The sequence below is a fragment of the Leptolyngbya sp. GGD genome, assembly GCF_026735145.1.
Classification (GTDB): Bacteria; Cyanobacteriota; Cyanobacteriia; order Leptolyngbyales; family Leptolyngbyaceae; genus Leptolyngbya; species Leptolyngbya boryana.
Genome location: NZ_JAPQKE010000008.1, coordinates 92182 through 105154, shown reverse-complemented (window position 1 = coordinate 105154; position 12973 = coordinate 92182). Strand labels below are relative to the sequence as shown.

The following is a 12973-nucleotide window of genomic DNA, read 5'->3' as shown; positions in this document are numbered from 1 at the left end:
ATCTGTAAAGTAGGGAGCAGGGAGCTAAGAGAACTACTCCCCACTCCCCGCTCCCCACTCTTTCGAGCATTTACACCTCAAAAGCCTGGCTCAACCCAGTTATACAACTTGACTCAGAAAAGCCGCCTGCTGCTCTAAACTCAGCGATCGTAGAGCAGTCAACAAGTCATTTGCTTCTGACGACAATGAAAAACCAGACGGAATTGCTGGAATGCCATCGCCCAAGTATTGTCCCAGTTGATACCAGAACGCCAAGCGAGCATTACTATCTAGGGACTTATAGCGCGTAAGAGCAGGTTGAGTCGAACCCGGAACCAGTTCTAGCATTGCTTTACTAGGATGAGGATCAAGTGCAACTTCATCCCCTTTTGCAGTCTCATTTGCTAAGAAATCACTTAGTGTTTGTAACTGCTCGTCTTGACGTTGCTCGTGAATTTGTTGAATCAATGGGACAATCTCTCCGCCCATGCTTGAAACATGAACGGGAATCGATCCAGAAATCTCTTGTAATAGCATTCCCAATGTTGCAAGTTGCTCCTCAACGGGCAATTTTTGAAATGCTAAAGCAGCTTGATCCAGACTACTAGTGTTGATAGAAGTCATCAGAAAATCTCCCAAGCAAGGTGATAATTGAATTTCAGTTGAATCTACTGCACACTTGATCTGCTGAACTATTGCAGTGAAGCTAATTGATCACGTAGCTCTCTCGGCATTAAAACGCGGTTAATTGCATGAACCACACCATTTTCTGCCTGAATATCCGCTTGGACAACGCTACCATCATTCACGATAATTCGTTCTGGAGTGACACGAACCGCAATTCCGCCGCCTAGCACTCTCGTTGTTCCCGTACTAAAATCATTTGCAGTTACTTCCTGCGGGATAATGTGATAAGCAAGCACCTGTCGGAGCAAGTTGCGATTCTCAGGTTGCAGCAAGCGATCGAGCGTTCCTTGAGGCAGCGCAGCAAATGCGGCATCAGTCGGAGCTAAAATCGTGTAATTTCCTCCGCGAGATTGTAGCTCGTTCGTCAGTCCTGCTGCTTCAACGGCTCTTGCAAGTGTCGTAAATGAACCCGCTCCAGCCGCCTGCTGAAGTAGAGGCGCAAGACGTTGATTCTCAGTTGTTCCAGTCTGCGGATTTATTTGTGCTTGAGCAGGAAGAATGGTTGCTGCACTCAGTCCTACAAGCACAGCTAATGCAGAGAGCGATCGTAGAAATTTATTTTGGTAGTTATACATTGCGAATTGTTTCCATTCATGAAGTTTTGTGATGTGCTTCTAAGGTAAGTCGTAGAAATGTACAGACCTTCTGTCAAAAGGATTAATATTTTTAATACAAATAATCTATATATCTATAGATGTCGCTTCAGCATGTGATTCGTAATAAGCTAGAAAAGTCTTGCCTGCCTCAGTCAAAAGGTAAATCTTCTGACAACTCATAGCATAGAGGTAGGTATAGTAAAAATTCAGAAGAAATTTGCCTCTTGGCTGCAAAAAAATCATTTGAGGAACTTATGTTGCGTTTAATGTGAAATTCCTCACAAGTTCCTCACAATCCTCGTTTACGCTGATGTCAAAGATAGAAAAGCAGCCCTCTATCAACGAGAAAACGTGATGAGACCCTCTCTTGTTTAGTCTTACATTCCGACGTGCTCGTTCTTCTTAATCGGCAACATTCAGATACATCCTTCTCTCACTTGCTTGCATAACAGTTGGGAACATTGTTTCCCTGTTGTGCAAGTTTCCTGATCCTTTGCACTGCAACGTAAGGTGATTGATATGGAACGTTTTGATTACATTATTCTGGGCGCAGGACTAGGTGGACTCTCCACAGCCGCTTGTCTGACTCGTCAAGGTCATCGAGTCCTCATCCTAGAACAGCATGATATTCCAGGTGGTTGTTGCCATACCTTTGACTATGGAAACTACCGCTTCTGTGCTGATGTACACTATATTTCGCAATGTGGAGAAGGACAGACAATCGATCAATTTCTCCACTATATCGATCGAGAAGTTGAGTTCAACAGTCTTGACCCCGAGTGTATCGATCGAGTGATCACAAATGAAGCTGATTTTAGGATTCCGTTAGGCTGGGAAAATTTGAGAAATCGTCTTCTGCAAACCTTTCCAGAAGAAGCAAATGCAATTCGTCGCTACTGTGATGAAATCAAACTCATTTACCAGCAAGTGCATGACCTGACTCAAGAAGTGAAATGGTTTAATCAGCAGTGGACAGACTGGCTGAAACTTCCCAAATACTGGCACCTCTTCGCCCGCCGCAATTGGACATTGCAAATGCTCTACGATCAGGTCGGGCTATCTCCAAAACTGCAAGCCATTCTCGCAGGTCAGAGCGGCGATTACGCGCTCCCACCCAATGAAATTGCACTACTCACCCATACAGCACTCGTCTGGGACTACTCAGAAGGAGCTTACTATCCGAAACATCACTTCAAATTCTTTGTCGATACGATTACAGATGCGATTCGTCAAAGAGGTGGCGTGATTCTCTACTCGACTCCAGTGGAGCATATTCAGGTCACAAATCATCAGGTTACTGGAATCATTGCGAATGGTAAAACTTATTCTGCCAGCAAGGCTTATATCAGTGATCTTGATCCAAAACTGACTGTCGGATTAATGCATGATGCTGAAGCCTTGAGTTTGAAAGAACGCGATCGCTTAACAAAGTATGACTATTCTGCCAGCGCATTTAACATTTATCTCGGACTCGATGAACGCTTTGATCCGGCTCAATATGGCATTGGCAACTGGAACATTTGGTACTATCCAACCGGAAATCTGAATGAAGAATATCAGAACCAACTCGCAGGCGATCTAAGCCATCCGTGGATCTTTTTATCCTGTCCAACGCTCAAATCTTCAGAACCCGGTATGGCTCCTCTTGGGCATCATGTGTTAGAAGTCGCAACAGTTTGTCCCTATGAAGCGTTTGCTGAACTGCACAAGACAGATATGCAGGCTTACAAGGCGAAAAAACGTGAGGTCTATCAACATCTCATGCAAAGTGTCCGAGATTTGATTCCAGATGTCGATCGCTACTGCCGAATGAAAGTCTACGGAACACCGACGACGAGTGAGTTTTACCTCGGACAACCCGAAGGCAATATCTATGGAGCAAAGTTAGTGCCTCGTCAAGTCGGATTAAATCGATTGGGCTACAAAACTGAGTTGCCGAATTTATTCCTGGTCGGGGCAAGTGCTGGCTATCCAAGCGTTCCCGGTGTGATTGGGAATGGCATGGATGTAACAGAACTTCTAACAAGTAGACCAGTCTGGCATCAAGCAGAGCGGCGATCACAACTCGTCCAAGAACCCGCAGCTAGTTTTTACTAAAGGACAAGCACCATAATGCACTGTTGAGGAACGTGTGGCTACGACCTGTGCATCCTCACAAGTTCCTCAACTAACTCGATTATATTGAGCACTGTAGCAGGGGGTAAAAGCAATGTTCCGAAGAATTTTAGTCGTTCTTGAAGATGCTCCATCTCAGCATTGTGTGTTTAACACTGCGCTCCGATTTGCTAGAGCAAATCAAGCTCAATTATGTTTAGTTGATCTGAGAACAAATCCAGGAGCGATCGCACATTCGCTGGCAGAAATGGCGATAGGCTTGGGAATTCAGGTTGACATTTCAGAATTGAGCGAAAAGACGGAGCAAGCTCTGATTAGAACGGCGAGAAATTGGTACGCTGATTTGATCGTCATCGGTCACGCACTACATCCGACATTGTCTCCAATCTTGCCCTGTACCGTGCTGATTGTGCAGCAAGAACAAGAGCATACCATTTCTATGACAATGCAATTAAAACCACAAGTCCCAGATGTTGCAGTGCGTAATCGCTTAGAAAGGTTGCTTGACCTTACACCCAGTTCTTAAATTATCCATTGAGAAACCAGCATAGAAAAGAGATCGGAGCGCAATGGTGATTCATCAACCTGCATAAAATTTGAAAAGTCCCCAGAACTAGAGGCGCGATTGATTCGCTCCAAAGTTTGAGGACTAAATTATTGAATAGTTATACCTGGCAAACACCTCTGTTGCTGAGATGTAAAATCCACCACTCTACTTAATCAGGTGTAGAACATCGCGCAGCACACTAAAGCCTGCTAAGTCCCACGCTAAGTAAGCAAGGAATCCGATCATTGCTAATCGACCGTTCCAGAGTTCTGCTTGAGGATTGAAGCCGAAAAGAAAAGCATTGCGATCGACACCATTGTATTCTGTGGCAACAGGAGGTAAGTTAGTCGCTTTGTTCGATTGCATTGTTACACTTCTTAATGAACTTCTATTTACTATAGTATCGGCAGAATTCCCATCAAGCCTATACCTTTGGGGGTATCTCTGAGTGTTACAGAGAGAAGTTACAGCGCAATACGTAGATTTGAGTGCTAAATTATCCGCTTTGTCCTTTGAAATCTTAGAAGATGCTTTCAACCTTAGAGCGTGTTGTCAGTAGATAAAAAACTCTCATTGCTTCTATTAAGCTACACATCGGATTGTTTCTATTAAGCTATACAGTCGTTGAACTTTTAGAAGCTGTGTTAGGCTGAAGGCTGAAGCGATATTTTCGGCTGTGTAATTCCTTATCATTAAGTGTTGCTCCGAACCTAAATCTCTCTACATTATGATTCTGGAGCCGTTTTTTATGTCAATCTACGTTGGCAATCTTTCTTACGAAGTGATGCAGGACAACCTCAGCGAAATTTTTGCTGAATATGGAACCGTTAAGCGAGTTCAGTTACCAACCGACCGGGAGACTGGACGAGTTCGGGGCTTCGCGTTTGTCGAAATGGCAACCGACACTGAGGAAGAAGCCGCGATCGAAGCTCTCAACGGAGCCGAGTGGATGGGGCGCGATTTGACCGTCAACAAGGCAAAACCTCGTGAAGAGAGAAGTTCTTCTAGTGGAAGTTGGGGCGATCGCAGAGGCGGCTCTTCTCGCCGCTAGATTCTGATCGAGCAGGGAGCAAGTACAACTCTACCGTCTTAAAGGCAGCTCTTACAGAGTCTGCCTTATTGTCGATCTCTGAAAACATGATTCATGGCTGGATTGAAAATGGTGCAAGCGTTTCAACTCACCTATTTTTTCATGCAGCGATACAGCATTCCTTAACTAAACCCAAGAAACAAATGAATACGAAAGAACTTCTGAGCCGATACAATGCAGGACAACGGGACTTTCGGAATCTGAACTTAATTGCCGTAAATTTCAGAAGTTTAAATTTCACAGGCATCAATCTAAGCGGTGCAAACTTAACCAAGGCAAATCTGACTAAAACGAACTTAAGTTACGCCAATCTCAAAGGCGCAATTTTAGTTGGAGCAATGTTAAGCGAAGCAAACTTCACAGGTGCAAATCTGACTGAGGCAAATTTAAGCAATACGAATTTGGGTGAAGCAATTTTGGGTCAGACCTATCTTAAGGGTGCAATCTTGCCAGACGGAACCACTCCCAGCACCCTCTCGAACCGTCTTAAAGTGCCGCAGATCTAACAGTCAATGCTTGAGATTGAGAAAATCATAGTTTGAGCAACGCTTCCATTATCAGAGGAAATCCCTGTGTTTGATAAATTTACAGAGAGAAGCATTAGGGTTGTGAATGCGGCTCAAATCGAAGCTCGTCGCCTTGACCATAATTATGTTGGCACAGAGCAGCTTTTGCTAGGTTTAATTGCGACTCGACCCAGTATTGCTGCACAAGTGTTAGCGGATCTAGACATTACTCTGGAAGAAGTACAAGAGCAAGTGCAGGCAGTGATTGGTCGAGGGCCTGGACTGTCTCGGACTGAGATCCCCTTTACTCCCCGGAGTCGGCGTGTCTTAGAGCAGTCCTTAAAAGAAGCAGAGCGGCTCGGACATAGCCAGGTGGAACCAGAGCATTTGTTGCTGGCGATCGTGCAAGATGAGGCGGGATTAGCCACTCAGGTTTTAGAACGGCTAGGCGTGGAGCGGGTTGAAGTTCGGATTAAAGTGCTACAAGCCATCTCTGAAGCTAAGCCCATCTTAAAAGGGAAGAGTTCCGGTCGCAAGAGCACACCGATTTTGAATGAGTGCGGCACGAATCTGACTGAACTTGCGGCATTGGGAAGGCTTGATCCGGTAGTCGGTCGTCAGCAAGAAGTAGAACGGATGATTCAGATTCTGGGTCGCCGCACGAAGAACAATCCGATTTTAATTGGTGAACCGGGTGTCGGAAAAACTGCTTTAGCCGAAGGATTAGCGCAGCGTATTGTCGATCGAGACGTGCCCGAATCGCTTCAAAATCAGCAAGTTCTCACGTTGAATATCGGAACTTTACTGGCTGGAACAAAGTATCGAGGTGAGTTTGAGGAACGACTCAAAACCATCATGAAGGAAGTTCGCTCATCGGGAAACATCATTTTAGTCATCGATGAAGTTCATACTTTGCTAGGGGCAGGTTCTGCTCAAGGCTCACTCGATGCTGCAAATATTCTGAAACCTGCTCTCGCGCGCGGCGAACTGCGCTGTATTGGAGCAACAACGCTCGATGAATATCGTCAATATGTTGAGCAAGATGCAGCACTAGAACGGCGATTTCAGCCCGTGATGATTAATGAGCCGAGCATTGAAGAGACGATTCTGATTTTACAAGGATTACGCAGTCGCTATGAGCAGCACCATCGGCTAGAAATCTCGGATCTTGCACTAGAAGCGGCGGCAAAGCTTGCCGATCGATATATTTCTGATCGGCTGCTCCCAGACAAAGCGATCGATTTGATTGATGAAGCCGGATCTCGCGCTCGAATTCTTCACGGCAAGAAATTCTCGCTCGATAAGAGCATGAGTGAACGACTCAAACAGATTTTGCTCACCAAAGCAAGCGCGATCGCACAACAGGACTTTAAGCGTGCTGGTGAAGTGAGATCGAGTGAGCTGACTCTGCAAGCAGAGGTTCAGACCGAGGCTCCAGCATTTGGTTCTGCAATCGTTGTGGATGAGGTCGATATCGCTCACATTGTCTCATCTTGGACAGGCGTTCCGGTGAACAAAGTCACCGAACTTGAGTCAGAACAGTTAATGCAGATGGAAGAAGTTTTGCATCAACGACTGATTGGACAAGAAGAAGCGGTCAGCGCGATCGCACGAGCTACTCGTCGGGCAAGAGTGGGCTTAAGCAATCCCAATCGCCCGATCGCATCGTTTATTTTTTCAGGGCCAACGGGAGTGGGCAAAACTGAGTTAGTCAAAGCATTAGCTGCCTGCTTTTTTGGATCTGAATCGGCGATGATTCGACTAGATATGTCTGAGTTTATGGAGCGCCATACCGTTTCTAAGCTGATTGGTTCTCCACCCGGATATGTGGGCTATAGCGAAGGCGGACAGTTAACAGAAGCCGTTCGACGCAAGCCTTACACCGTTGTGCTATTTGACGAAATCGAAAAAGCACATCCCGATGTATTTAATTTGCTGCTGCAAATCTTAGAAGATGGTCGCCTAACCGATGCGAAAGGTCGGACTGTGAATTTCAAGAATACCTTGCTCGTGATGACCTCGAATGTTGGTTCCAAGGTGATTCAGAAAGGAGGAGGCGGACTCGGTTTTGAACTCTCGACGAATGCTCCAGAAGCATCTTATAACCGCACTGTTGCTTTGGTCAATGAAGAACTGAAGCAGTACTTTCGCCCAGAATTCTTGAACCGTTTAGATGACATCATTGTGTTCCGACAATTAACACATGATGAAATCAAACAAATTGCGAATCTCTTACTGAATGAATTTTCAGCTCGCTTGCTAGAACAAGACATCACACTGGAAGTGAGCGATCGCGTTAAAGATCGCCTCGTCGAAACGGGCTATCACCCAGAGCAAGGCGCACGTCCGCTGCGACGAGCGATCACTCGTCTACTCGAAGATAGTCTAGCTGAGACGATTCTCTCTGGTCGAGTTAAGTCTGGAGATTCTGTGAAAGTCGATTTAGATGAGCATGGACAGATCGAGATCGTTTAGAGAATTCAGGCGATCAAACGAGACAGTAACGAAATCAAACGCTTACATTTTGAGTAGAGGAATGCTTTGATTTCTAATACGAGCCTTTTATTCTATGGTCAAGCGCTCACTTCAGGCATCTCCTGCTGGTATTCAACAGGCTAAACGTGCGTTTGCTATCAAAGGCTGGACGCAGGAAAATCTAGCAGGGGAAGTGAACTTAAAGACCCGTCAACCCATCTGGCGCTTTTTCACTGGACAACCTGTCGATCGCCAAATCTTTCTAGAAATTTGTTCGATTTTAGACTTAGATTGGCGCGAGATTGCACTTGATGCTCCTGTAGATTTTCCAGTTCCCGGAGAACGAACAAAAACAACTCCCTTGGATGTGGAGAGTTTAGTCCAGCAAGTGCGATCGCAGCATCAAGACACGATTCAAGATCAGTGCGGCATCTTACAGTTACTTGATGTCAACCGTCCGGTGAGGATTGATGATATCTATGTCGATGTCAATACTTTAGAAGAAATTGCTAGCCAACAATGGGTCGAGATCGCTGAACTACAGAACCTAAAGCCGACTGACTTCGATCGTCTGGGCTTAGGAGACATTGAGCAAAAGCTAATCCCCGGAATGCAGACAGTCAAGACTTATTCAAAGCTGAGAGTTTTGGGAAAGCCGGGAATCGGGAAAACCACTTTTTTGCAACATCTAGCGATTCAGTGCAATCGGGGAGAATTTGCTGCTAATCGAGTGCCGCTCTTTATGGCAATGAGAGAGTTTACAAGAGAATCTAGAAACAGTGGAACTTTTAGCCTTTTTAATTATGTGTGCTCTTGCTTTGTCCCTTCTGGCATTTCAGACCCCGCCGTAATTGAAACGTTGCTACAATCAGGTCGAGTTTTGCTGTTAATGGACGGTATTGATGAACTGCTGAATCAGGACAGTACATCGGTTCTACGAGAAATTCGTCAATTCTCAGATAAGTATCATCGCAATCAGTTTGTTGTTTCCTGTCGGACAGCGGCTCAAAAGTTGCAACTTCGAGGCTTCACCGATGTTGAGATTGCACCGTTCACCCAAGCGCAAATCACAACATTCGCACAAAAGTGGTTCGCCGTATTCAGCCGAACAACACCGCGATTAGCGCAGAGCGCAACTCCGAAGGAACCGCAGCAAAATCAATCCGTTGAGTTTCTGCAGAAACTCGACCTACCGGAGAACTGGCAGTTTCGCCAACTGGTTGTTACCCCTTTGTTTCTGCACCTTGCCTGCTGGGTATTTCAGAGTCAAGAAAAAATTCCAACAAAGCGGACTGAATTTTACAAGCAAGGACTCGATCTGCTGCTGGGGAAGTGGGATGAAGCTAGAGGAGTCGAACGCGATGAGGCTTACCCAGGTTTTTTATTACCTCAAAAGCTAAGATTGCTGAGCCAATTGGCAGCAGTCACCTTTGAGCAGGGTCAGTACTTTTTTGAACGGGGCATGATTGAACAGTACATCGGAGACTATTTACGAAACCTACCGAATACGTCGTTAGAACCCGAAGAACTGCAACTTGCAAGCGAGAAGATGCTAAAAGCGATCGAGGCACAGCATGGACTCTTAATTGAACGAGCGCGAGGCATTTTTTCATTTTCCTACTTGGCGTTTCAAGCATACTTCACGGCTCGGAAAATTGTCGCTAGCCCTAATTTACGAGCATTAGAGCAAGCATTAGGAAACTTAGTGAGCCACATTAGCGATGCTCACTGGCGCGAAGTGTTCTTGTTAACAGCAGCAATGTTGCGAAGTGCAGATTCGCTCATGCAGTTAATGAAACAACAAATTGATGCGCTAGTCGCTGAAGATCCCTATTTACAAAATTTTCTAATGAAGGTCAGCCAAAAATCCCAATCGAACCCAATCGAGAAAATTGCAACCACTCGCACGTTTGACCACATTCAGCATCCCTGGCAGTTTAGTCCTGAGCAACAGCAAGTCCTACAACGGTACTACGATGCCAATCAGCTCCTAATTGATTGTTTGAATAGCAACTGTGAAGTCACAGCCGCAATTCGACAAGAGATTGAAGCAACGTTGCTCTTGCCTCAGAAAGAGTCAGAGGATCGAGAATTGCAAGGAGAATGAATTGCATCGAAATCAAACAATTCATACATGAAATCAAACATCGCTCTGTCAATGTAGTTGTAAAAGATTAGGGGAATGTAATCATGAGTGTAATTCAGAAATTAATCGTGAACGCAGACGCAGAGTGCCGCTATCCTACGCCAGGCGAAATGGATCAGATCAAAAGCTTTATGATGAGTAGCGATCGTCGATTGCGCTTGGTCAAAACTTTAACTGAAAGTCGCGATCGCATTGTTAAAGAAGCCACTAAACAATTGTTTCAGCGTCGTCCCAATTTAGTCTCTCCAGGCGGCAATGCCTATGGAGAGAACATGACCGCAACCTGCTTGCGGGATATGGATTACTACCTGCGCTTAATCACATACAGCGTTGCTGCTGGAGAAACGACTCCGCTTGAAGATATCGGACTGATTGGAGTGCGCCAGATGTACAATTCCCTTGGGACACCGCTTGAGGGAGTTGCTGAGGGTGTTCGCGCCATGAAAGCAATGACAACGTCACTCATGTCAGAAGAAGAAGCAAGTGAAGTCGGTGCTTATTTCGACTACTTAATTACTGGGCTTCAGTAAGCTAGAGTTTCATCTTAACTTTGAATGTGGAGTGCTGTCTGCCGAAAACGAGAAATGCGGTATTGTGCATTACTTAGGAGTAGGCTGGATTAATCGATACATTTAATCGCAGATTAGAGGAAAATGATATGTCTGATTCTTTAGCCCAAGGCATTCTTGTCACAATTATTGGTGAAGCTGTTTTGCAAGAGAGACTAATCCGTCTGTTATCAAAACTAGGAGTGTCCGGCTACACAATTATTCCAGCTCAGGGCGGAGGAAGCCATGGTAAACGGATGGGAGACATCGCAGGTTACAACACCAACATTGAACTCAAAACCATTGTCACCTTAGAAATCTCGGATCAATTGCTAGAAGATCTCAAGCAATATCAAGCAACTCATGCTCTAATTGCATTTCGACAAACCGTAGAAGGATTGTTTGATTAGATCTATCTTTGGAGAGATTCATCTGTGATGAGCTAAGAAATTACTCACAGAATATAGCTCAAGCAACAATTCCAACACAAAATCAAACATCAAGCTGACATACTTGTGATGGTTAGCGTAATCAATATTAACGAGTACCAAATGAAAGGTGAAACTCGTGACCGATATTGTTGATACTGCTGTCAAAGCTAGTGCCTTGAACACTCTAGCTGCTCTCAAGCTGCTGGTTTAATTGAGATGCTCAAAGGTAAGGGTCCATTCACCTGCGCAAGTGAAGTAGCTGAGGAGTAAAACTCTAGATGCGTTCTCTAGAGACAGCTACAATATATGAGTTACTTTAATTCTCACTTTTGTCTCTACAGAATCAGGTGGGAGTTTTCTATCAGTTTAATCACGCTAGAACCACAGCTTCATTTTGCCTAGTTTGTGATTTTCCATCAGGCTCACAATTTTTACCTTCACTAGGGTTATTAGAGGTCAGTATGGATCCATCGAGCGGACTTACTCCAGAGCAGGAATTCAACCTCAGAAATTTCGCAGATCAAGCCCACTGGATGTCCCGTGAGCAGGCTCAAGAGTTTCTGATTGTACAGTATCGACTCACGTTAGTTCAGAAAACAACGATGTATCTAGGGCTTCTCAAGCAGGAATGGAAATTGGAACTCAATCCCACCAATATTTAAACTCAGGAGAAACATAATGAATGCTCAAGAGATTGTAGAACTCTATTCAACAGGACAACGAGATTTTAGTCACGTCAAACTGCTCCAAGTCTGCTTGACAGATGCAAAGCTGATTGGAGCAAAGCTGATTGGGGCTGAGTTAGTCAGAGCGGATCTGCGCGGGGCGGATCTGACTGAGGCTCACCTTAACCAAGCAAAACTAAATCAAGCAAATCTAGCCGATGCCGCAATGATTCAAGCTTGCTTAATCCATGCAGACCTGAGTGGGGCAGACCTAAGTGGGGCGAATTTGACTCATGCAGATTTGAGCGGCGCAGATCTCAGTGAAGCTAAACTAGGTGGGGCAAATTTGCGGAAAGCAGATTTGAGTAAGGCAGATCTAAGCGGTGCTGATTTACGAGGTGCAAATTTAACTGAAGCCAATCTGAGAGAGTCAGATTTGAGTGATGCAGACCTCAACGGCGCGCATTTGAGTGAAGCAAATCTAACGGGAGCAACAATTCAAGGAGCCAATATCGACCATACAGGATTAAGTAAAACGATAATGCCCGATGGCAGCGTGCATGACTAGCTGAGAAATGACGTATGACTCATCATGCTTGAACGCTCAAACCAAGGTTCTGCCAATTTTTTTTCAAGCGATCGTGGTTGCTGTTTACGGCTGACGATCGCTTTCGACTTGTCAGGAGGAATCATGGGATCTTGATTAGAGAGAGTTGGTATAGATCACTGGCTAGACAACAAGCGAATAGAAAGCTTAAATCAGGTTCAGGCGTAAATTGGAGCAGAAGTCATTCGATAGACTGTTCGATTAGGTAGCTATAAAAGCCATTAGGCTCTACAATAGAGATACAGCGATTGCGCTACACGTCGCGAGGCGACCAACATGAATGCTAATGAAGTCCTCAACCGATACGCAGAAGGGCAAAGAAATTTCAGAACAGAAGATTTGAAAAACTTGAACTTTGCAAACGCAAATCTAAGCGGAGTTGATTTTACTGGGGCAAATTTGACCGGATCAGACTTGAGCAGTTCAGACCTAAGCGATACCAACCTAAACTGGGCAACTTTGAAAGGAGCTAACCTTGGCGGAGCAAACTTAAAAGGCGCAAAGCTGCCCAATGGCAGTATTTACAACGAATTTTTGGGATCTGCTAATTACTTAGGTAATTAGCTAACTGAACGCAAAAA

The 12973-nt window shown here is 45.0% G+C and carries 15 protein-coding genes; 11 read left to right on the top strand and 4 right to left on the bottom strand.

The genetic code is table 11. From position 1 onward, the window contains the following. Positions 1-99: 99 nt before the first annotated feature. The gene (locus tag OU814_RS26275; RefSeq protein WP_268242620.1) at positions 100-603 is read right to left on the bottom strand and encodes an orange carotenoid protein N-terminal domain-containing protein; all 504 of its coding nucleotides are present in this window, start codon (positions 601-603) and stop codon (positions 100-102) included. Positions 604-671: 68 nt separating this feature from the next. After that, a complete protein-coding gene (locus OU814_RS26270; protein WP_268242619.1) occupies positions 672-1241 on the bottom strand; it encodes a fasciclin domain-containing protein in 570 nt (189 codons plus the stop codon). 540 nt (positions 1242-1781) lie between these two features. Here OU814_RS26270 and OU814_RS26265 point away from each other — a divergent pair. Next, entirely contained in the window at positions 1782-3359 is a 1578-nt protein-coding gene (locus tag OU814_RS26265) for a phytoene desaturase family protein (RefSeq protein WP_268242618.1), read from the top strand. A 112-nt stretch (positions 3360-3471) separates the two neighbouring features. Next, positions 3472-3903: a universal stress protein gene (locus OU814_RS26260; protein ID WP_190653259.1), complete on the top strand. Its 432-nt coding sequence runs from the start codon at positions 3472-3474 to the stop codon at positions 3901-3903. 186 nt (positions 3904-4089) lie between these two features. Here the strand turns inward: OU814_RS26260 and OU814_RS26255 are convergent, their stop codons facing one another. After that, positions 4090-4290: a chlorophyll a/b-binding protein gene (locus OU814_RS26255; protein ID WP_017289052.1), complete on the bottom strand. Its 201-nt coding sequence runs from the start codon at positions 4288-4290 to the stop codon at positions 4090-4092. Between the two features lie 382 nt (positions 4291-4672). Between OU814_RS26255 and OU814_RS26250 the strand changes: the two genes are divergently transcribed. The 8 genes from OU814_RS26250 (at position 4673) to OU814_RS26215 (ending at position 12353) form a co-directional block, all read left to right on the top strand. Then, positions 4673-4975 carry an RNA recognition motif domain-containing protein gene (locus OU814_RS26250; protein WP_026148750.1) on the top strand — a complete coding sequence of 101 codons (303 nt, stop codon included), beginning with the start codon at positions 4673-4675 and terminating at the stop codon, positions 4973-4975. A 182-nt stretch (positions 4976-5157) separates the two neighbouring features. Then, positions 5158-5520, top strand: coding sequence for a pentapeptide repeat-containing protein (locus OU814_RS26245; protein ID WP_190653260.1), 363 nt, complete (start codon positions 5158-5160; stop codon positions 5518-5520). Positions 5521-5586: 66 nt separating this feature from the next. Then, entirely contained in the window at positions 5587-7995 is a 2409-nt protein-coding gene (locus tag OU814_RS26240; RefSeq protein WP_268242617.1) for an ATP-dependent Clp protease ATP-binding subunit, read from the top strand. Between the two features lie 94 nt (positions 7996-8089). Continuing rightward, complete coding sequence (locus OU814_RS26235) at positions 8090-10102, top strand: NACHT domain-containing protein (protein WP_268242616.1); 2013 nt, start codon at positions 8090-8092, stop codon at positions 10100-10102. Between the two features lie 83 nt (positions 10103-10185). Further along, entirely contained in the window at positions 10186-10671 is a 486-nt protein-coding gene (locus tag OU814_RS26230) for an allophycocyanin (protein WP_268242615.1), read from the top strand. Positions 10672-10799: 128 nt separating this feature from the next. Beyond that, positions 10800-11099 carry a P-II family nitrogen regulator gene (locus OU814_RS26225; RefSeq protein ID WP_017289059.1) on the top strand — a complete coding sequence of 100 codons (300 nt, stop codon included), beginning with the start codon at positions 10800-10802 and terminating at the stop codon, positions 11097-11099. Between the two features lie 482 nt (positions 11100-11581). After that, entirely contained in the window at positions 11582-11782 is a 201-nt protein-coding gene (locus OU814_RS26220) for an NblA/ycf18 family protein (protein ID WP_017289060.1), read from the top strand. 16 nt (positions 11783-11798) lie between these two features. Continuing rightward, the gene (locus OU814_RS26215) at positions 11799-12353 is read left to right on the top strand and encodes a pentapeptide repeat-containing protein (RefSeq protein ID WP_268242614.1); all 555 of its coding nucleotides are present in this window, start codon (positions 11799-11801) and stop codon (positions 12351-12353) included. On the opposite strand, the gene OU814_RS26210 is transcribed toward OU814_RS26215, so the two are convergent. Further along, positions 12350-12478: a hypothetical protein gene (locus OU814_RS26210; RefSeq protein ID WP_268242613.1), complete on the bottom strand. Its 129-nt coding sequence runs from the start codon at positions 12476-12478 to the stop codon at positions 12350-12352. The genes OU814_RS26215 and OU814_RS26210 overlap by 4 nt on opposite strands. Positions 12479-12668: 190 nt before the next feature. On the opposite strand from OU814_RS26210, the gene OU814_RS26205 reads away from it, so the two are divergent. Further along, positions 12669-12956: a pentapeptide repeat-containing protein gene (locus OU814_RS26205; protein ID WP_017289063.1), complete on the top strand. Its 288-nt coding sequence runs from the start codon at positions 12669-12671 to the stop codon at positions 12954-12956. The last annotated feature ends 17 nt before the right edge of the window (positions 12957-12973 follow it).

Coding starts and splice junctions, on each gene's coding strand:
- OU814_RS26250 (WP_026148750.1), top strand. CDS start 4,673: ATGTCAATCTACGTTGGCAATCTTTCTTACGAAGTGATGCAGGACAAC.
- OU814_RS26245 (WP_190653260.1), top strand. CDS start 5,158: ATGAATACGAAAGAACTTCTGAGCCGATACAATGCAGGACAACGGGAC.
- OU814_RS26225 (WP_017289059.1), top strand. CDS start 10,800: ATGTCTGATTCTTTAGCCCAAGGCATTCTTGTCACAATTATTGGTGAA.
- OU814_RS26215 (WP_268242614.1), top strand. CDS start 11,799: ATGAATGCTCAAGAGATTGTAGAACTCTATTCAACAGGACAACGAGAT.
- OU814_RS26275 (WP_268242620.1), bottom strand. CDS start 603: ATGACTTCTATCAACACTAGTAGTCTGGATCAAGCTGCTTTAGCATTT.
- OU814_RS26235 (WP_268242616.1), top strand. CDS start 8,090: ATGGTCAAGCGCTCACTTCAGGCATCTCCTGCTGGTATTCAACAGGCT.
- OU814_RS26265 (WP_268242618.1), top strand. CDS start 1,782: ATGGAACGTTTTGATTACATTATTCTGGGCGCAGGACTAGGTGGACTC.
- OU814_RS26260 (WP_190653259.1), top strand. CDS start 3,472: ATGTTCCGAAGAATTTTAGTCGTTCTTGAAGATGCTCCATCTCAGCAT.
- OU814_RS26205 (WP_017289063.1), top strand. CDS start 12,669: ATGAATGCTAATGAAGTCCTCAACCGATACGCAGAAGGGCAAAGAAAT.
- OU814_RS26270 (WP_268242619.1), bottom strand. CDS start 1,241: ATGTATAACTACCAAAATAAATTTCTACGATCGCTCTCTGCATTAGCT.
- OU814_RS26255 (WP_017289052.1), bottom strand. CDS start 4,290: ATGCAATCGAACAAAGCGACTAACTTACCTCCTGTTGCCACAGAATAC.
- OU814_RS26220 (WP_017289060.1), top strand. CDS start 11,582: ATGGATCCATCGAGCGGACTTACTCCAGAGCAGGAATTCAACCTCAGA.
- OU814_RS26210 (WP_268242613.1), bottom strand. CDS start 12,478: ATGATTCCTCCTGACAAGTCGAAAGCGATCGTCAGCCGTAAACAGCAA.
- OU814_RS26230 (WP_268242615.1), top strand. CDS start 10,186: ATGAGTGTAATTCAGAAATTAATCGTGAACGCAGACGCAGAGTGCCGC.